This is a genomic window from Lacticaseibacillus camelliae DSM 22697 = JCM 13995 (assembly GCF_001436615.1).
Lineage (GTDB): Bacteria > Bacillota > Bacilli > Lactobacillales > Lactobacillaceae > Lacticaseibacillus > Lacticaseibacillus camelliae.
This window is the reverse complement of sequence record NZ_AYZJ01000002.1, coordinates 62,281-79,978: the sequence shown is the minus strand read 5'-3', so window position 1 is coordinate 79,978 and position 17,698 is coordinate 62,281. Positions and strand designations below refer to the sequence as shown.

Sequence of the window (17,698 nt, the reverse complement as noted above, 5' to 3'; positions counted from 1 at the left end):
TGAAACGCAAACACGCCAGCCGCATTGTTCACATCAATGCGACTGGCGTGTTTTGTTGCCTAAAGCTTCAGGTTCCAGGCGGGCAGGACCGTGTCATGATTGACCTTCTTGATCAACTTGCCGATTTGCGGCTGCTGGTAGGCTTTGACCACCTTCTGGTAAGTCTTGTTGTGAATATCGCCTTTGCGGGCCGCCACCACGTTGATCCACGGCTTGCTGGCTTGGGTGATCTTTGCTCGATACAGCGCCTGGTCTGGATTAAGCCGTGCGTCAGCGGCGATTCCGGAGTTGATGATTGCAATGTCAACGTCCGGCAGCGACGTCGGGATCAGATTCGGATCCAGTTCCTTGATCTTCAGCCCCAGCTTGTTGCTTTTAATGTCGTGAAGGGTCGGCAGCGCCTTATTGTCCAATGTGATCAGCTTGGCGTCCGCCAGCAGTTCCAAAGACCGGGTCTCGTCGGTCGAGTCGTTCGGGATCGCCACGCTGGCGCCTTTCTTCAGCTGCTTTAAACTGGTCAGCTTCTTTGAGTACACCGCCAGCGGCGCGATCACGGTGTCGCCGATCGGTGTCAGGGTACTCTTATGATCCTTATCCCAAGTGGCTAGAAACGACCGCTGTTGGGTGGCGTTCAGGTCCAAGTCACCATCGCGCAGCGCAATGTTGGGCTGATTATAATCGGAAAACTGGACAATTTTCAAGTCGATGCCCTGTTTTTTGAGATTCCCGGCCACCGTCTTCCAGACCCCGCCTTTATCCGAGCCGACAATGCCCAGCTTGACCGTTGTTTCCTTTTGCGCACTGTTGCCGCAGGCCGAAAGCGTCAACACCGCCGCTGCCGCCAGGAATACCCCGAACCATTTACTGATTTTCATCCTTTTCCTCCTTGTGAAACGCAAAAAATCCGCCCTCTTCCTGTTAGAAGTGAGCGGACCCACGGTACCATTCTAATTCGATCGCATACACGATCCTCGCCAGTCAATCAACTGGAAGCACGAAAATGGGTGCCGACCAGCCGCCTTCGTGAACATCCAGCGGCCCAAAGCTCGTGCCATATTCTCGAAGTCGGCCTGCCCCGCTTCCATCACACCGGGTTTTCTGTTCAGGCCAAACGCCGTTACTCACACGATTGCGTTTCAACTATTAATTTATGTGTCTTAGAATAACACACCATTTTCTAATGTCAATCTCACTCATCCATCATTATTGAACGCAGGTTTTTACGCCTGGGCGGGAAAGGGCGCCACCGACACGCGCGGAAGCCGCTCGGTTAGGCCGCAGGCAATTTCGTAGTGAATCGTGTGCGCGTAATCCGCCACGTCCTGTAGCGTGATTTCTTGATCCCCGCTGCGCCCGATCAAGACGACCGGGGTGCCCGTCTTCACCTTGCCGGGCAACCGAATCATAAACTGGTCCATGCAGACGCGGCCCACGATCTCACATTCAGTCCCGTTCACCAGCACGTGGAAGCCCTGCAGGCGCCGCTGCCAGCCATCGGCGTAACCCAGCGGCACTGTGCCGATCCATTCCGGCTTGGCAGCGTGGTAAGTTGCGCCGTAAGACACCGCCTCGCCCGCTTCGATTTGCTTGACGAAACTCAGCGTCGAAGTCAAAGTCAGGGCCGGCTCCAGCGGATATGGGGTCGCGTCGATCGCGCGCCCCGAGGGGTTCAGCCCGTACATGGCCACGCCGAAGCGCACCAAATTTCCATCGCACGCCGCGTGCCACAGGCTGGTCGCCGAATTGGCCACGTGAACGTAGCGCGGCCGCTCAGGCAGGGCATCCAGAAATTCGTGGAAACGGGTCACCTGCATCTTGAAGTACGCAGGATCCGGATCATCCGCCGTTGAAAAATGAGTAAACAGTCCGGTGACTTTGACCTGCGCCGCGTGCGCCCGAATGACCGCTATCGCCTCATTCAGCGCCGTCACCTGGCGAAACCCGATGCGACCCATGCCGGTGTCCAGCGCGAGGTGAACATGCAGGGGCGGCAGCTCGCGGCCACTCGTCAAGCCTGGCAGCGCCTGGGTCAGCCACTCACTGCTGCCCACCGGCACGACGATGTGATTGGCCGCGGCGATTGGCGCGTACTCCGGCTCGATGATGCCGAGCACCAGGATCGGCAGCGTAAAGCCGGCACGGCGCAGCGCGAGGGCTTCGTCGAGGATGGCAACGCAAAAGCCCGTCGCACCAGCCGCCTGCGCGATGCGAGCCACCCGCAGCAAGCCGTGCCCGTAAGCGTCGGCCTTGACCACCGCGAACAGTTCAGTGCCCTGTGGCAAGCCGGCAATGGCGTGTTGGACATTGTGGGCGATCGCCGTTTCATTGATCAGCACCTGGCTGGGGCGCAGTTTTGCCGTAACCATACTCATTGTGCGGCCTCCTCAAGAATTACTTCAGTCATCACTAAACTCGCGGTGTGGGAAATGGACACCAGCGCTCTTCCTGGATACGGGTGCTTCGTCAACACCGGCTTGCCGGCCGGATCATCCAGCGTTTCTACGGCGTGCAAGGCGACGGCTCCGATGCCAGTCCCGTATGCTTTGGCGTAAGCCTCCTTCACTGAAAAGCGCCCGGCCAAGTACTCGATTGCCCGCCGACCGCTGTACTGCTGGTATACCGCCAGCTCCGCATCGGTCAGCACCTTGTTGGCAAAGTCTGAATTACGCGCTTGAGCCTGCTTGATCCGTGCGAGCTCAGTCAGATCGATGCCGATCCCATGTATCATTCCGCCACACCCTTTCTGGTTTGATTATAAGCTAGCAATCAGTGCTTGTCCCCCACCGCCGGCTGAAACTTGGTCACGTTGAGATGAAACTGCGCACGCAAAAAGCCCAGGCACTAGGCCCGGGCTCGTTGAAAAGACTTATTTACTGCGGAAGGTGCGCTTGGCGCCTTGACGCTCAGAACGCTTTTCGGCATAGCGGTGCGACTTATCAAAATCACGCTTGCCCCGCGAGCTGTTGCGCCCGCCGTTGTGGTTGTTGTTACCGCGGTAGCCGGAATGGCCACCCTTGCCCCGATAACCACCACTGTGGCTGGCATGCCCGTGATGTGGCAGCGGCCGTTCAGGGGTGATCTTGACCGGCACGGCACTGGCATCGTCAGGGCTGACGGCCTTGATGTATGCGGACACCAGGTCAAGCGGCGTGTACTCCTCGAGCAACCCTTCGGCCATCGGCTGGTACTTTTCCAGATCGTCGGTGTCGGCAAGCTGGGCCTTGATGGTTTCAAGCCCGGTCGACACTTGGCCGATGAAGGCTTCTTTTTCAGTCGGCGGCTTGAGCGGTGTCATCCGCTTCTTGGTCAGCGCTTCGATGGTGCGCAGGTATTCGACCTCGTTGGGGGTAACCAAGGTGACCGACACGCCTTTACGCCCGGCCCGCCCGGTCCGGCCGATGCGGTGCACGTATGAATCCGGATCCTGCGGAATATCGTAGTTGTAGACATGCGTGACGCCGGAAATGTCCAGGCCACGCGCCGCAACGTCGGTGGCGACCAGAAAGTCCAGCTCGCCGGCCTTAAACTGCCGAAGCACACTCATCCGCTTTTGCTGACTGAGGTCGCCGTGAATGCCTTCCGCCTTGTAGCCGCGAGCCTTGAGCCCGCGTGTCAGCTCGTCAACGCGGCGCTTCGTCCGGCCGAAGATCAACGTCATTTCAGGGGATTGAACATCGAACAGGCGCGTCATGACGTCAAACTTTTCAAAGTCCTTCGCGCGCACGTAGTACTGATCAACCGTGTCCGCAGTCAGTTCCTTGGACTTGATCTTGACGGTGATCGGGTCGTTCATGAACTTGCTGGTCAGGCGCATGATCTGCGCCGGCATCGTCGCGGAAAACAGCAACGTCTGCCGGCCGGCCGGTGCCTGCTCAACGATTTTTTCAATGTCGTCGATGAAGCCCATGTCCAGCATTTCGTCGGCTTCGTCAAGCACCAAATGCTTGAGGTTGGCCAACTTCAGCGTGTGGCGGTTGATGTGGTCCAGCAGGCGGCCGGGAGTCCCGACAACGACCTGCGGGTGATCCGCCAGGCCGCGGATCTGCCGGCGCATATCGGCCCCACCGTACACGGCCTGCACTTTGATGTGCTTGTCAGTGCCCAGCCGGTAAATTTCCTCTTGGGTCTGAACGGCCAGCTCACGCGTTGGGGAAATCACCAGCGTCTGCACAGAACGGTCATCCTTGTCGATCATTTGGATCAGTGGCAGGCCAAACGCGGCCGTTTTACCGGTCCCGGTTTGAGCCTGGCCAATCACGTCCTTGCCCTGCAGCACCAGCGGAATGGTCTGAGCCTGAATCGGCGTTGCCTCTTCAAACCCTGAGCGTTCGACGGCCTTGAGCATGTCGTGATCTAAACCTAATTCGTTAAATTTCAAGCAGTTCCTCCTTGAAGCGATTGCTTCGCTCGTTTACAAATCAGAGCGAAGTGTGAGGGCCCTGCATTTGTAAAATTCATTGTATTTGAAATGCCTTTTCAGAAAAGCATCTGGACTAGCTTACCACGAATCAGTGGCTGGCACAAGCGCAAGGGCGCCGCAGTCCGCCGGCACTGAGCACTCCGGCCACCGCTTACCCATGAAAATTCAGCCTCACCCATACCGGACTTGCAAAAAGCAGCAGTGAAACTTGCACAAAAATCGAAAAAGACGCCAGCGCACGCGCATGCGCCGACGTCCAGGTGAGTTCGCTTAATTAGCGAGTAGGTTCACCAAGGTGGCTTCCGATAGAAACGGCATGAACTTGCGGGCGCCTTTACCGTCACCTTGCCGGCTCAGCTGCTGAACATGCGCCGCCAGCACCCCCTCAGAAACAAACGGGGCCAGTGCAGTCAGGTCATCGGCGGCGAGGTCAGCCTGGGCGCGCGTCTTGAACAGGTCGTCTGTGGCCGCTTGGGACAAAAACGGTAACAGCTTTTTGACCCTGCTCAGCGAGCCGCGGGCTTTTAGCATCTGGCGCGCCAGCTGGTCATTGGCAGCCGCCTTGCGAAACGGGGCCAGCTTGACCAGCTCTTCCAGATGCTCATCGTCTTCAGGGACACCGGCAGCAATCACCGCGTCCAAGTCAGCCGCCGCCATGAACGGCGCGATGTCCACGAGCATTGCCGCAAATCCGGGCTGATTGAGCTGGTCCATGACCTTGTTCTTTAGCGTCGCGCTGCTTAAAAAAGGCGCGATTTCCTTCAGTGTGGTCAGGTTCGGCGACAGCCGCGCCGCCTCTTCTTCCACCTGCTGGGGCTTCATGACCGGTGCCGCCTCGGCCAGGGTGCGGGCATCCACGGTCGCCTCATCATCGCCAACAATGGTGACCGTGCGGGCCCCTTCCGCGCCAATCAGGTCATCCAGCTTCAAACCCAGCACCTCAGCCAGCTGCGCGTACTTATCGATATCCGGCAGCGACTGGCTACGCTCCCAGTTGGAAACGGCCTGATAGGACACGCCAAGCTGGTCAGCCAAAGCACTCTGAGTCATATTCTTCGCCTTACGGCCGGCAGCAATCTGCTGGCCAATGTGGTGCGCATCAAAAATTTGCATTGATTTTTCTCCTTGCGGTCATGCCGCGGTTTGCGTTGATTTAACGCTGCTTTTAGCCTAATCGCCAAGGCCCAGTTTGCCTATCAACCAGTGCTTGAGTGGCGGTTTGCGCGCCAGAAAACACAAAAAGCGGCTGGTGAGCCGCTTTTGTCAGCTTATTCGGCACCTTCGATCAGTGCCTGCAGGACCTTTTCCAGGTGCAAGCCGTGACTGGCCTTCAGCATCACCAAATCGTCATGAACGATGTGATCCTCCAGTGCGACAATCAGATGGCGCTGCTCCCCTTTGGGAAAATAGTGTAGATGCGTCGGGGCGTACTTTTTCGCCAGTTCGTCGCGCAACGCGACAATTTCATCGCCGTACAAGTAGACCTCCTGAATCTTCTGCGGGTCTAGCGCGGCAGCCACGCTGGCGTGTAAGGCGGCGGAGGCGTCCCCTAGTTCGAGCATGTCGCCAAGCACGGCGATGCGCCGGCCGCGGCACGGAAACTCGGCAAAATCATTCAGCACCGCCTTCATCGCGGTGGGATTGGCGTTATAAACATCCGACAAAATCGGCTCGCCCGCGTCCCCCGTCACCCACTGGGTCCGGTTTTTGGTCACCGGAAAATCCTTGAGAGCGGCTTGGATCGCCTCGGGCTTGATGTGAAAGCGCCGGCCGACCAGAATGGCCGCCAAGGCATTGGCAACGTTCCACTCCCCCATCATCGGGATCGAAAAGCGCAGGTCTGGCCACCGAGACAGGGAAAAATCAGTCTTCGTCTCGCCGGCGACAATGTCCCGGGCGTACAAAATGTTGTCGGGGTTCAGCCCAAACGTCTTCTGGTCCTGGTCGACCTGCTTCGCCCGCTCACGCAGCAGCGGCTCGTCGCCGTTGTAGATGAACAGCCCGTCTTCCTTCAGACCATGGGTGATCTCCATTTTGGCGTCGGCGATCTTATCACGCGTCTTGAAGAACTCAATATGCGCCTCACCGATCATCGTGATCACCGCCACGTCCGGTTCGACCAGCTTGGATAAGGCATCCAGCTGACCAGGCCGGTCCATGCCCATCTCAACGACCAAGACCTCGGTGTTCGTGTCCATTGAAAGGATCGTCATCGGCACGCCGATCTCATTGTTGTAATTGTCTTGGGTCTTGATCACGTGGTACTGAGTGGCCAAAATGGCCGCCGTCATGTCCTTGGTCGTGGTCTTGCCATTGCTGCCGGTGATGGCCACCACCTTGGGGTTCACCTTCATCAACAGGTAATAACGCGCCAAGTCGTTTAAAGCCTTCAACGGGTCAGGAACGACCAGCTGCGGCAACGCGGTGCTGACCGGCGCGTGACCGGCCTGCACGAATGTCGCCACCGCCCCGGCGCGCTCAGCGGCACCGATAAAGTCGTGGCCGTCGCGCTCGCCCGTGATGGGCACAAACAAATCGCCGGGATGCAGCTTGCGCGTATCAAACGCCACCCCGGTCACTGTGGGCGCAACCGGATCTGGCACCGCATAATGCGCACCGACGACCCGTGCAATCTCACTTAATTTCATTTTCATTGTAAAGTCCCCCACCTGTTTTTAAACACAGCGCTAACATTGTAGCGCAACGGCTAGTGATCCGCCACTGTTTTCAGGCGGAGGCGCCACTGGTTGCTGGCCCGGGTCAGGGAAACGGCCCCGATGTCTTCAAGGCCATCCTGATCCAGCGGCTGCTCCAATACAAAGCGCCGGCGCACGCGGTACAACGGCACCTTGACCTGCGTGCGGGAAAAAATGGTCCGCGAAAAGTCCATCAGCACCCCATCCTCAAACAGCGGGTACAAGTCTGCCAGCACGCTCGTGGGCACAGGCGGGAAGTGCTGCGCACGCAGCCGCAGCCAAAACGGCTGATCGTTGGCCGCCAGGCGGAGGTGCCGCACGATGCCGGCCGCGAGCGTCGCGCTGAACCGGTCAAGGGTCCGGAAGTACATGGTCACTTGACCATCTTGCAGCGGCAAGAACACCAGCTCATTTTGCAGCTTGTAGTAAAATGGCGGGGTGATATGCGTTTTCGCAAACCCCAAGTAAAGGAGCTCCGCGATTTCGGTTGGCAGGAGGTCCCGCAGGTAACTGGCGTGCTTGTAATCCAGCCAGCTGCGCGTCCGAGCGGCCTTGCTGCGCAGAAAATCGGTGACGGCCGCTTCACCGGACACCTCGTTCAACCCGGTGTGCGGGTCAATGAATTCATCTTCATCCACCGGCGGCAGCAGCAGCAGGTGCCGAAAAGGCGTCGGCGTGGCGTTGAGCACGTCGCTCGCTGACAGTCCCGCCGTTTTGAACATGTTCGCTAGCGGCTCGTAATGAACATAGACAATATTATTCCGCATCGTAGTCTCCACTCTCCTGCCCAATTATACAGCTTTATTGACTGACCCGCCCGGGCATCTGGACGCTTTGAAAGGTTGATTTTCATGATTTCATGGCCTGTTTCACTGAAACCGCTCTCGGCCTTGCCGACACTGCCGCACGATCCGCGAGTGCCTGAGGCTTACTTTGCCTTGCTGCAAACCGGGCAGTGGCCCACCCGCTTTTTCTGCCCGACTGAAGAGCCGACCAGCGAGGGCCTGACCGGCGCCTCCATTCACGCCTTCGCGACAGTCGGCCCGCGCCTGGCCACACCCCTGCCCGCACACCTACTGCCATTTGCGGCTGATGGCGTGCGCTACTGGTGCTTTGATTTGGCAACGCCAGGTCCGGCCATTCGCTACATTGACTGGGAGGTCGATCAGTGGCTGACAGTGGCAACCGACTTCGACCAATTTTTGGCCCGGCTGCAGAGGGTTTCTCCGAGGCTGTCACCCAAGCCGTCTGAACAGGAATTTGCGCACGCCGCGCTCATCGCTGATGAAGCCGCGCTGCCGCAGCTGGCAGAGTACGCCCGCAGCGAGCTTCCCAGTGAGCGCTACGGCGAGTGGCTGGCCTTCTGGCTGAAGCAACCGCTGCTGCGGCACGCCGCCGAAAGCGAGCTGGCCTTTGCGCACCAGTACCGCTGGCAGGCCTTTTCACCGGCACTGCAAAGCCGGCTTACCGCGGCGCTTTAATCCCGCTGGAACTGAAACGCCGCCAGCCACTTCACGTCCTTTTTAACCTGAAAATAGGCAAACACGGCCAGCGCCAGCGCGCCAAACACGTCGGCAAACAAGTCGCCCATCGTGTCCATCAGCGCCGCGCGTCCTGCCAGCAGCACGCCGTGGGCCATGTAGCGCTGCATGTTCAGCCCCAGCAAACCGTCAAAGGTGAACTCATAGAACTCCCAAAACACACCGATGGTCGCGCCAAACGTGAAGGCAAACAGCGCAATCAGCAGCGGTGAGGTCGCCGGCAGCCGGTCCTGCGGCGTCAGTGCGCAGAAAATCGCCATGCCCAGGCCCGCCAGCATCGCCGCCGAGAACAGATGCAGGAATTTATCCCAGTAGGGAATGTTGTAAAACTGCATGCCTGTGCCGAGCAGCACGGAACCCAGAATGAATAGTTCAAAAATCAGCTTCAAAATTGGCGGAAACCGGAAATGAAACACCCACTCGATGCCGGCGGGCAAAAGCGCCAGCACGATGCCAGCCGTCACCTGGGCCAGCAGTCCTGCCTGGCCCGGATAAATCGGCTGACCCATCAGCAATTTCGGCAAACACACCGCGATGTACAAAAGCGCACCGACCACGTTTACCGCGTACAACCACTTCACTATTTTTGTCATAAGCACTCCTTTGCCCCCAGTCTACTGAAGGCAGTCGCCGCTTGGCAAGGGGCGGCTGACTCATTGTCAGCTTCACGAACGACTTTGTTCACGCGGTGGCCCGCGGCGCACCGACTGCTAAGGCAGCCAGTGGGCAAAAAAAAACCACCATCGCTGGTGGAAAAGTTTGGGGGAACTTTTTTGGGAGTGTAAGTTAATGTGTAAGCTTAAGGCAAAATCACAACCGCCTTAATATGATTTCATTATATAACGTCAACTTAGGATATCTGTTCAACTTTCATAAATAAAATTTGTAATCCTGAACCAGACGGCCGAATGCCTTTAACAACACCATTATTCGCCAATCGCGCCCGGCAAAAATTTTGTGTTCATTGACCTTAACCGCACGTGCCACCTCGGCAACAAAAAAAGCTCATCCGCAGATAAGCTTTTGATTGATCAACGTTACTTTTCAGTTGTGAAACCGTACTTCTTGTTGAAGCGATCAACTCGGCCGTCAGCCTTGCTGAACTTCTGCTTGCCCGTGTAGAACGGGTGAGAATCAGAAGAAATTTCAACGCGAACCAGTGGGTACGTGTTGCCGTCTTCCCATTCGATGGTTTCTGAAGACTTCTTCGTTGAGCCGGACAGGAACTTGTAGCCGGTCGAGGAGTCCAGGAATACGACTGGATGATAATCTGGATGGATGCCTTGCTTCATAATATCTTCTCCTTTGCCCTAAGCCATTGCCTGACCTAGAGATTACTTGTGATACACAACTCTAGCATTTTATCATGCAGCGGGCAAACTTGCAATCAGTTTTCGGCCCGCAGCGGCTCCTCCTCAGGAGCGGCCGCGTCCACCAACTGCACGTCTGCGCCGAGCCCGCGCAGCTTCATGATGACCCGATCGTAGCCGCGCAGAATGTTTTCCGCCTTTGTGATCGTGGTTTCACCATCTGCCATGAGCCCGGCGATCATCAGACAGGCCCCGGCGCGAATTTCCTCGGCCGCCACTTCGCAGCCCTCAAGGTGATCGGCGTGGTGCACGATGATCACATCATTTTCGATCGTGATGTCCGCGCCCATGCGCACGAGTTCCGGAATGTGCCGCACCCGCTTCGGATACAGCGTGTCGATGATGATGCCCTCACCGTGGGCCTTGAGCATCAGCGGCGTGATGGGCTGCTGCAGATCAGTCGCAAAGCCGGGGTAAGGCAGGGTCTTGACCTGCACCATTTTCAGATCGCCTGACGGGTAAACAAAAATGCTGTCCTCGCCGACGTCCATCACGACACCCATTTCCTCCAGCTTCGCCAGAAAAGCGTCCAAGTGTTCCGAAATGATGTTCTTCACGTTGACGCCGTCGCCGACCGCCGCGGCCATCGCGAGGTAAGTCCCCGCCTCGATGCGGTCAGGAATGATGGTGTGTGCATTATGCGCGGCCAGTTGATCGACGCCTTCGATTCGGATTGTGTCGGTCCCGGCACCACGGATCACCGCGCCCATGTTGTTGAGGTAAGTCGCCAGGTCAATGATCTCCGGCTCCTTGGCCGCATTTTCGATCACGGTGTGACCGTGGGCGGTCACCGCCGCCAAGATCACGTTAATGGTCGCACCAACGGATGAAATGTCGAAGAAAATCCGTGCGCCGTGCAGCCCTTCCTTGGGCGCGGTGATGGAAATGGCGCCGTGGTCGTTGGTCACCGTCGCCCCTAACGCCTCAAAGCCCTTGATGTGCTGATCGATGGGTCGCGGTCCAATGTCATCGCCGCCAGGCAGGCCGACAACGGCACGGCCGAAGCGGCCAAGCAGCGCACCCATAAAATAATACGACGCCCGCAGGCTTTTGATCTTACCGCTGGGCAGCGGCACGTTTTGAATGCGCGACGGGTCGATCCGCAGCACACAATCCTTGAAGGTGGACTTCACGTTCATTTCGTCGAGAATCGCCATTAAATTATAAACATCTTGGATCACCGGCACGGATTCCAAGGTGACCGGGGTGCGGGACAAGATCGCAGCGGGAATAAGCGCCACGGTACTATTCTTTGCCCCGCCGATCACAACGGTACCGGAGAGCTTCTTGCCTCCGTGGATCAGCATATTTTTCATTTAGATTTTTCCTCACTAATACGAGCACTGCGCCCTTAGGCGGTCAGGTAGGCTGAAGCTGGCCTCGAATAATTGCTTCAATACGTCACGAACTCTGGTAGGATGATGCGAAATAAGAATCGCATTCACCGTTATATTCTAATGAACTGACGCCTAAAACACAACCCGAAATCATTAGTCTGACGCGGCTTTCACGAAAATTAACCTGGCACTCAAAGCAAAAAAGTGCCAGCCCTGCTCAGGGCTGGCACTTGCGGCTTGCGGCTTAGTAATTACCGGCAGCCTTGATGAACGCCTTGAACAGACCTTCCGGCTTGTTCGGACGGGATTGGAATTCCGGATGGTACTGCGGGGCCACGAAGAATTTGTTCTTCGGGTACTCGATGATCTCCATCAGGCGGTCGTCCGGGCTGGTTCCGGAGAACACCAGACCCTTGGCTTCGAGCGCCGGGCGGTACTTGGTGTTGAACTCATAGCGGTGACGGTGCCGCTTCTGGATTTCCGGCACGTTGTCATAGGCCGCGGCCGCCACGGAACCCGGCTTCAGGACGCACGGGTACAGACCCAGCCGCAGGGTGCCGCCGAGGTTCTTGAGGTTCTTCTTGTCGGCCATGATGTCGATCACGGGATCCTTGACGTCCTTGTCGACCTCGGTCGTGAAGGCGTCCTTGATTCCCGCCATGTCACGGGCAAACTCGATCGACGCCATTTGCATACCCAGGCAGATGCCGAAGAACGGCACGTCGTTTTCACGGGCATACTTGATGCTGGTGATCATGCCTTCCAGCCCGCGGTCGCCGAAGCCGCCCGGGACCAGGATCCCGTCAAAGCCTTCCAGCTTCTCCTTGACGTTGTCCTCGGTGATGTCGTCGGCCTGGAACTTGACCAGATCGATCTTCGCGTTCCAGAAGTAGCCGGCCGATTTGAGGGCCTCGCTGACGGAAATGTAGGCGTCCTTGAGCTCGACGTACTTGCCGACCAGCGCGATGCGCACCGTGTCCTGCAGGTTCTCGACGCGGTTGACCAGACCCTGCCATTCGGTCATATCGGCCTGCGGCGTGTCGAAGCCAAAGTGGTCCACGACACGCTGGTCCATGCCCTGGGCCTGCATCGCCAGCGGCACCTGATACAGGATCTTGGCGTCGCGTGATTCAATGATGGATTCAACCGGCACGTCGGTGAACAGCGCGATCTTCTTCTTCATCGAATCTGTGACCGGCTTTTCGGTGCGCAGGACCAGCATGTCGGGCTGAATGCCGACGTTGCGCAGTTCCCGCACACTGTGCTGGGTCGGCTTGGTCTTCATTTCACCGGCCGCGCGCAGGTACGGCACCAGGGTTGCGTGAATGTAGTAGACGTTCTCCGGGCCGACGTCCTTCTTCATCTGGCGAATGGCTTCCAGAAACGGCTGGGACTCGATGTCGCCGACCGTGCCGCCGATTTCCGTGATGATCACGTCGGAGTCGGTGTGGGTCGCCGCCCGCATGATCTTCTCCTTGATCATGTTGGTAATGTGCGGGATCACCTGCACCGTCGCCCCGAGGTACTCGCCGTGGCGCTCGCGGTTGAGCACTTCCGAGTAGATCTTGCCGGTGGTGACGTTGCTGTACTTGTTCAGGTTGATGTCGATGAAGCGTTCGTAGTGGCCAAGGTCAAGGTCGGTTTCCGTGCCGTCATCGGTGACGAACACTTCCCCGTGCTGGTATGGGTTCATGGTTCCCGGATCGACGTTGATGTACGGATCGAACTTCTGAATCGTCACCTTGAGGCCGCGATTCTTGAGCAGCCGGCCCAAACTGGCGGCCACGATCCCTTTACCCAGCGACGAAACGACCCCACCGGTAACAAAAATATACTTGGTCATGAGAAGACTCCTTTATGATTTTTTGAGGCAGGCTGCACCGCGGCAGCCGAGTGCGACATCGGGAAATAACAAAAACAAGCTCCCTATTCAAGATGAACAGGGAGCTTGCAAGCGTCTGGCCCTGACATTTCTGCAGGGCGCCCAAGCAATATAGTACCGGGAAGTGGGGTCCGTGTCAAGGACTTGCCAGAGACAAAAAAACGCCGCTGCCGGCGTTAGTCACTTGCGTTAATTATCCTCGTCCGAATCGTCAGCATCCGCGTCGTCACCGGAAAAGTCTGGTGTGTCAGCGTCCTCTTCATCGTCCGTATCCGTGTCATCATCAGAGAATTCGGCCAGCTGGCCCTCGATCCCATCGGGCAAGGAATCGTCCTCGTCGTCGGTGTCATCAGCGTCAGTATCGTCGAAGTCGTCTGTGGTGTCTTCGGTCTCGTTGTCATCGGCATCAAAGTCATCGTCTTCGGGATCGTCATCGTTGTAGTCAATCACGTCGTCATCATCCCCGGCATCGGCGAGGAAGGCGTTGACCTTCTTACGCTTCTTGCGGCGTGGTGCGTCCTCTTCGTCTTCTGGATGGTTGACCTCTTCGTCAACAGATTCGTACGGATACCAAGCACGCAGGCCCCACACGTTGTCCCCAAGCGAGATGAAGCTGCCATCTTCGTTCAGATCCGTGTAGAACTGCGACAAGCGCCCGCGAATTTCAGAATCACTCTTGCCAAGATAGGTCTGAATCTCGTTGACAATGTCAGCAAAACCCATCGTGTCGCCTTTTTCTTCGAGAATGGCGCGCGCCACCTCGATCATGGACAATTCCGACTTGTTCGCATCGGCAAATACATCAAGTTTCAACCGGTACACGCCCTTTCTGGTTAATACAGTCTATTCTGAATCATACGCGCTCAAGCGCTAAAAAGCAATCGCAACCGGTAATTTCCCAGGTGCTGGCCGTTTGCGTTCAACTGGTATTCGATGTAGATTTCACCGGTCAACGGTTCAGTCGTCAGCCGCACGTCCAGCCGCGGTGTGATGGTCTCCACCGGAATGTCGCCATACGGGGTCCGATACCGGGTCAAGATGCGCCGGTTGTTGGCAAAATGCAGGCGCAGGTGGGTGTCATCATCGCTGGAACCGCGTGACAACTGCACCGAGCCATCACCGCGCAATTTCAGCGTGACCGGGTAATTGGTGTGTTCTTTTTCATTGATCTCGCGGTAACGCACATAAAGCGTATCCCCCATTTGCACGACCGTTCCTGGTTCGTCAAACACGTGACGCTCGGTTTCGCCTTCCTGGGTCACAAACGTCTCGAGATGCACTTTTACGTCAACGCCGTGTGCTAAATCCATGGGCATCCATCATCCTTTCTTGCCTATTATAACTTACAAGACCACTGGCGGGCACAATTGGGACTAAAGATGCAGCCGGCTTTCAACTTGCATATAATAGGAATTGAGCAAGATTAGGCTAACGTTAATCTTGGCCTTGCCACCATTCATGAAGGAGAAAACGATGAACATCAAACTGCTTCCCCGCGAAAAAGTCTTCCGCGATCCGGTTCACAATTACATCCACGTGCAGCACCAGGTCATTTTGGACCTGATCAACACACCGGAGTTCCAGCGCCTGCGCCGCATCAAGCAGCTGGGCGTGGCGGACTACGTGTTTCAAGGCGCCGAACACACCCGCTTCACCCACAGCCTGGGCGTGTACGAGATCACCCGGCAGATCTGCGACAACTTTGCCGTCAACTATCCAACTCAAACGCCAGGCGACGGCCTGTGGGATGACAACGAGCGGCTCGTTGCGCTGTGCGCGGCGCTGCTGCACGACATCGGCCACGGCCCGTACTCACACACGTTTGAGCACATTTTTGGCACCGATCACGAGGCCATCACGCGACGTATTCTCACGGACCCCAGCACCAAGGTCAACGCCGTGCTGCGGGGCGTCGCGCCTGATTTTCCGGAAAAAGTGGCCAGCGTCATCGCCCATACCTACCCCAACCCGCAGGTGGTGCAGATGATTTCCAGCCAGATCGACGCGGACCGCATGGATTACCTCCTGCGAGACGCCTACTTCACCGGCACCAAGTACGGTGAATTCGACCTGGCGCGCATCCTGCGGGTCATACGGCCGTACCGCGGCGGCATCGGCTTTGACGCCAACGGAATGCACGCCGTCGAGGACTACATTGTCGGCCGCTTCCAGATGTACCAGCAGGTCTACTTCCACCCAGTGTCGCGCAGCATGGAAATGATCCTGACGCACCTGCTTGAACGTGCCAAGACGCTGTACGAGGCCGGCAAGTTCGACACCCGGTTCAACCCCCGGCTGCTCATTCCCTTTTTTGAGCACCAGTTCAACCTGCAGGACTACCTGCGACTGGACGATGGCGTCTTGAACACGTACTTCACCTACTGGCTCGACTACCCCGATCTGGTGCTGCAGGACCTCGCCAGCCGCTTTTTGAGCCGGCGCCCGCTGAAGTCCGTCGCGTTTACGAACCAAACGGCGCGCCTGCTGCCGAAGCTCAAAGCCCTCGTGGCCGAGGCTGGTTTTGATCCTGAGTACTACACCGCCGAAAACGACAGCTTCGACTTGCCGTACGATCAGTATGACCCTAGCGTTGCCGACCCGAAGACCCAGATCGAGATCATCCAGCGTGACGGGACTTTGGAGGAGCTGTCCACCCTATCGCCGCTGGTCGCCGCCATTTCCGGCAAGGCCATCGGTGACAAGCGCTTCTACTTTCCCAAAGTCATGCTGAGCAAAAATGCCGACGATTTGTTCGCCGGCACCTACACTAAATTTCAACAGTACATCCTCAACGATTCCCTGATTGAGCCGCGCTAACGCGTCCTGAGCCACTGTGCCACCCCGTAACGATGCGTGGGCCGCTTCAAAGAGGCGGCCGCCAGTGCAATCGGCATCAGCATAAGTGTGTTGAAATCCTCCAGCGGGCTTTGGACCTGCTCAATGTCCGTACAGGCGTAAAACGTCGCGGGGTGATAGTACGCGGTCTGGCGATGGTGGGAGTAAAAATACTCCGCAGCGGTCCCAAGCTTTTCGCCGATGGTGACCCTCACGCCAAACTCTTCCAGCAGTTCCCGATTCAGGGTCTCCTCATCGGTTTCACCGGGCTCCACCTCACCACCTGGCAAAAACAGCGCGTGGTTGGGGGCCTGCAGGATCAACAGGCGCTTCCCGTCCTTGTCGGGGATCACCCTGTACACCCCAACGCGCTTGTGATAATCCAGTTTAGGATCCTTCTGGCCAAATACTGGCTCTGACATAATCGCTGCCGTCCTCTTTCTCATTTTTTCCTCATTATACTCGAATCCCTGTCTCACTGCCACTAAGGATGTGATCAAATGTCCCCGTTGCCCCTTTGGCTTTACCTACCGGCCATTATCATGGGCGCCATCTTTCTTTTCAGCTTCATCCACGAACCGCGTCACCTGTACAACGGGATGTTGTTCAACCTGTTCGCGCTAGCAGCACTCTTGACCATTGCGCTGGCCATTTTAGGCTCGAAAAATCGGCTGCTGATTGCCGTATCCTTGACCTTATTTGTCATCTTCGTGCTGGTGATTGCCTTGATTGTCGCGTTCCACTTGGTGTGGCTGCTGTGGAATGCCTGGCTGGTCTGGCACCGCGAAGGCCACAGCCTGGCCAATATGCTGACCTTGGGCATCGCCATGGGCCTAGTACTTCTAGAACTGGCCGCTGTTTTCGGCCGCAACTGGGTCCCGACGTGGCTGTATGCCGGCCTGAGCACCTTCTTCATCCTGGCGATCGGCTACGAACTTGTTGCCTTGTACAATTTTCTCACCATCCTGGTGCTGTATAACCTTTACCGCCCGCGGCACGATCGCGACTACCTGATCGTGCTGGGCGCGGGACTGTTGCAAGGACACCGCGTCAGCCCACTGCTGGCGTCACGCATTCAGGTGGCCATTGACTTCTACCAAAAGCAAAAACAAAAAGGGCGCCCGGCTCCGAAGATCATTTTTTCTGGGGGCCAGGGCAGCGATGAAACCCTGCCCGAAGGCCGCGCCATGCAGCAATGGGCCGTGGCCCACGGCGTGCCGCAGGCGGACACGCTGGTCGAGGATCAGTCCAAGACCACCTATCAGAACATGAAGTTTTCCAAGGCGCTGATCGACCGGCGCGAAGGAAACAAAGCCGTCAAGGTCGCCTTCTTCACGAACAATTACCACCTGTTCCGTGCCGGGGTCTTCGCCCGCGCCGCCGGGCTGAAGGCCAACGGGGTCGGTGCCGCCACCTCGTTTTACTACCTGCCCAACGCGGTCATTCGCGAGTACTTGGCGTTTGTGGTGCTCCACAAACGGCGCCACATCATCGCCGGCGTTTTGATCACACTGTTGGCGGCCGCGGTGGCCAGCGCAGGCCTCATTCACTAAACCGATGATCAGGTCCTCCCCGTGTCTGGCGCTTTTCCAGGGAGATTTTTTCTGCCTTCCAAAG

17 protein-coding genes are annotated in these 17,698 nt (G+C 57.3%); 3 read left to right on the top strand and 14 right to left on the bottom strand.

The features are described from left to right. Positions 1 to 59 precede the first annotated feature (59 nt). The 7 genes from FC75_RS00435 to FC75_RS00405 form a co-directional block, all read right to left on the bottom strand. Entirely contained in the window at positions 60 to 875 is an 816-nt protein-coding gene (locus FC75_RS00435; protein WP_056988716.1) for a MetQ/NlpA family ABC transporter substrate-binding protein, read from the bottom strand. A 345-nt stretch (positions 876 to 1,220) separates the two neighbouring features. Further along, complete coding sequence (gene alr, locus FC75_RS00430; RefSeq protein WP_056988737.1) at positions 1,221 to 2,366, bottom strand: alanine racemase; 1,146 nt, start codon at positions 2,364 to 2,366, stop codon at positions 1,221 to 1,223. Between the two features lie 2 nt (positions 2,367 to 2,368). Continuing rightward, positions 2,369 to 2,728, bottom strand: coding sequence for a holo-ACP synthase (acpS, locus tag FC75_RS00425; RefSeq protein WP_054661965.1), 360 nt, complete (start codon positions 2,726 to 2,728; stop codon positions 2,369 to 2,371). Between the two features lie 138 nt (positions 2,729 to 2,866). Then, on the bottom strand, positions 2,867 to 4,378 hold the full coding sequence (cshA, locus tag FC75_RS00420; RefSeq protein WP_054661963.1) for a degradosome RNA helicase CshA: 1,512 nt from the start codon (positions 4,376 to 4,378) through the stop codon (positions 2,867 to 2,869). 312 nt (positions 4,379 to 4,690) lie between these two features. Next, positions 4,691 to 5,533: a helix-turn-helix domain-containing protein gene (locus FC75_RS00415; RefSeq protein ID WP_056988714.1), complete on the bottom strand. Its 843-nt coding sequence runs from the start codon at positions 5,531 to 5,533 to the stop codon at positions 4,691 to 4,693. A 155-nt stretch (positions 5,534 to 5,688) separates the two neighbouring features. Beyond that, positions 5,689 to 7,074: a UDP-N-acetylmuramoyl-tripeptide--D-alanyl-D-alanine ligase gene (locus tag FC75_RS00410; protein WP_054661954.1), complete on the bottom strand. Its 1,386-nt coding sequence runs from the start codon at positions 7,072 to 7,074 to the stop codon at positions 5,689 to 5,691. A 53-nt stretch (positions 7,075 to 7,127) separates the two neighbouring features. Next, entirely contained in the window at positions 7,128 to 7,883 is a 756-nt protein-coding gene (locus FC75_RS00405) for a hypothetical protein (protein WP_056988712.1), read from the bottom strand. Between the two features lie 84 nt (positions 7,884 to 7,967). Between FC75_RS00405 and FC75_RS00400 the strand changes: the two genes are divergently transcribed. Beyond that, positions 7,968 to 8,597, top strand: coding sequence for an SMI1/KNR4 family protein (locus FC75_RS00400; RefSeq protein WP_156314283.1), 630 nt, complete (start codon positions 7,968 to 7,970; stop codon positions 8,595 to 8,597). Here the strand turns inward: FC75_RS00400 and FC75_RS00395 are convergent. From FC75_RS00395 to FC75_RS00370, 6 genes are all read right to left on the bottom strand, one after another. After that, positions 8,594 to 9,250 (bottom strand): DUF2238 domain-containing protein, encoded by a 657-nt coding sequence (locus FC75_RS00395; RefSeq protein ID WP_054661948.1) that lies wholly within the window; start codon positions 9,248 to 9,250, stop codon positions 8,594 to 8,596. The genes FC75_RS00400 and FC75_RS00395 overlap by 4 nt on opposite strands. Positions 9,251 to 9,694: 444 nt before the next feature. Next, positions 9,695 to 9,949 carry a type B 50S ribosomal protein L31 gene (locus tag FC75_RS00390; protein ID WP_054661945.1) on the bottom strand — a complete coding sequence of 85 codons (255 nt, stop codon included), beginning with the start codon at positions 9,947 to 9,949 and terminating at the stop codon, positions 9,695 to 9,697. Between the two features lie 95 nt (positions 9,950 to 10,044). Continuing rightward, positions 10,045 to 11,343, bottom strand: coding sequence for a UDP-N-acetylglucosamine 1-carboxyvinyltransferase (locus FC75_RS00385; protein WP_056988710.1), 1,299 nt, complete (start codon positions 11,341 to 11,343; stop codon positions 10,045 to 10,047). Positions 11,344 to 11,608: 265 nt separating this feature from the next. Further along, positions 11,609 to 13,207 carry a CTP synthase gene (locus tag FC75_RS00380; protein WP_056988708.1) on the bottom strand — a complete coding sequence of 533 codons (1,599 nt, stop codon included), beginning with the start codon at positions 13,205 to 13,207 and terminating at the stop codon, positions 11,609 to 11,611. 228 nt (positions 13,208 to 13,435) lie between these two features. Then, on the bottom strand, positions 13,436 to 14,059 hold the full coding sequence (rpoE, locus tag FC75_RS00375) for a DNA-directed RNA polymerase subunit delta (protein ID WP_305068811.1): 624 nt from the start codon (positions 14,057 to 14,059) through the stop codon (positions 13,436 to 13,438). Between the two features lie 50 nt (positions 14,060 to 14,109). Further along, entirely contained in the window at positions 14,110 to 14,556 is a 447-nt protein-coding gene (locus tag FC75_RS00370; protein ID WP_054661937.1) for a YwiB family protein, read from the bottom strand. A 163-nt stretch (positions 14,557 to 14,719) separates the two neighbouring features. Here FC75_RS00370 and FC75_RS00365 point away from each other — a divergent pair, with 163 nt between their 5' ends. Further along, on the top strand, positions 14,720 to 16,063 hold the full coding sequence (locus FC75_RS00365; protein WP_056988707.1) for an HD domain-containing protein: 1,344 nt from the start codon (positions 14,720 to 14,722) through the stop codon (positions 16,061 to 16,063). On the opposite strand, the gene FC75_RS00360 is transcribed toward FC75_RS00365, so the two are convergent. Beyond that, positions 16,060 to 16,503 (bottom strand): NUDIX hydrolase, encoded by a 444-nt coding sequence (locus FC75_RS00360; protein WP_054661934.1) that lies wholly within the window; start codon positions 16,501 to 16,503, stop codon positions 16,060 to 16,062. The genes FC75_RS00365 and FC75_RS00360 overlap by 4 nt on opposite strands. Before the next feature lie 78 nt (positions 16,504 to 16,581). Here FC75_RS00360 and FC75_RS00355 point away from each other — a divergent pair, with 78 nt between their 5' ends. Continuing rightward, complete coding sequence (locus FC75_RS00355; protein WP_056988704.1) at positions 16,582 to 17,634, top strand: YdcF family protein; 1,053 nt, start codon at positions 16,582 to 16,584, stop codon at positions 17,632 to 17,634. Positions 17,635 to 17,698: the final 64 nt, after the last annotated feature.

Coding starts and splice junctions, on each gene's coding strand:
- FC75_RS00400 (WP_156314283.1), top strand. CDS start 7,968: ATGATTTCATGGCCTGTTTCACTGAAACCGCTCTCGGCCTTGCCGACA.
- FC75_RS00370 (WP_054661937.1), bottom strand. CDS start 14,556: ATGGATTTAGCACACGGCGTTGACGTAAAAGTGCATCTCGAGACGTTT.
- FC75_RS00355 (WP_056988704.1), top strand. CDS start 16,582: ATGTCCCCGTTGCCCCTTTGGCTTTACCTACCGGCCATTATCATGGGC.
- FC75_RS00435 (WP_056988716.1), bottom strand. CDS start 875: ATGAAAATCAGTAAATGGTTCGGGGTATTCCTGGCGGCAGCGGCGGTG.
- FC75_RS00410 (WP_054661954.1), bottom strand. CDS start 7,074: ATGAAAATGAAATTAAGTGAGATTGCACGGGTCGTCGGTGCGCATTAT.
- FC75_RS00365 (WP_056988707.1), top strand. CDS start 14,720: ATGAACATCAAACTGCTTCCCCGCGAAAAAGTCTTCCGCGATCCGGTT.
- FC75_RS00380 (WP_056988708.1), bottom strand. CDS start 13,207: ATGACCAAGTATATTTTTGTTACCGGTGGGGTCGTTTCGTCGCTGGGT.
- acpS (WP_054661965.1), bottom strand. CDS start 2,728: ATGATACATGGGATCGGCATCGATCTGACTGAGCTCGCACGGATCAAG.
- FC75_RS00385 (WP_056988710.1), bottom strand. CDS start 11,343: ATGAAAAATATGCTGATCCACGGAGGCAAGAAGCTCTCCGGTACCGTT.
- alr (WP_056988737.1), bottom strand. CDS start 2,366: ATGGTTACGGCAAAACTGCGCCCCAGCCAGGTGCTGATCAATGAAACG.
- FC75_RS00395 (WP_054661948.1), bottom strand. CDS start 9,250: ATGACAAAAATAGTGAAGTGGTTGTACGCGGTAAACGTGGTCGGTGCG.
- FC75_RS00415 (WP_056988714.1), bottom strand. CDS start 5,533: ATGCAAATTTTTGATGCGCACCACATTGGCCAGCAGATTGCTGCCGGC.
- FC75_RS00405 (WP_056988712.1), bottom strand. CDS start 7,883: ATGCGGAATAATATTGTCTATGTTCATTACGAGCCGCTAGCGAACATG.
- FC75_RS00390 (WP_054661945.1), bottom strand. CDS start 9,949: ATGAAGCAAGGCATCCATCCAGATTATCATCCAGTCGTATTCCTGGAC.
- FC75_RS00360 (WP_054661934.1), bottom strand. CDS start 16,503: ATGTCAGAGCCAGTATTTGGCCAGAAGGATCCTAAACTGGATTATCAC.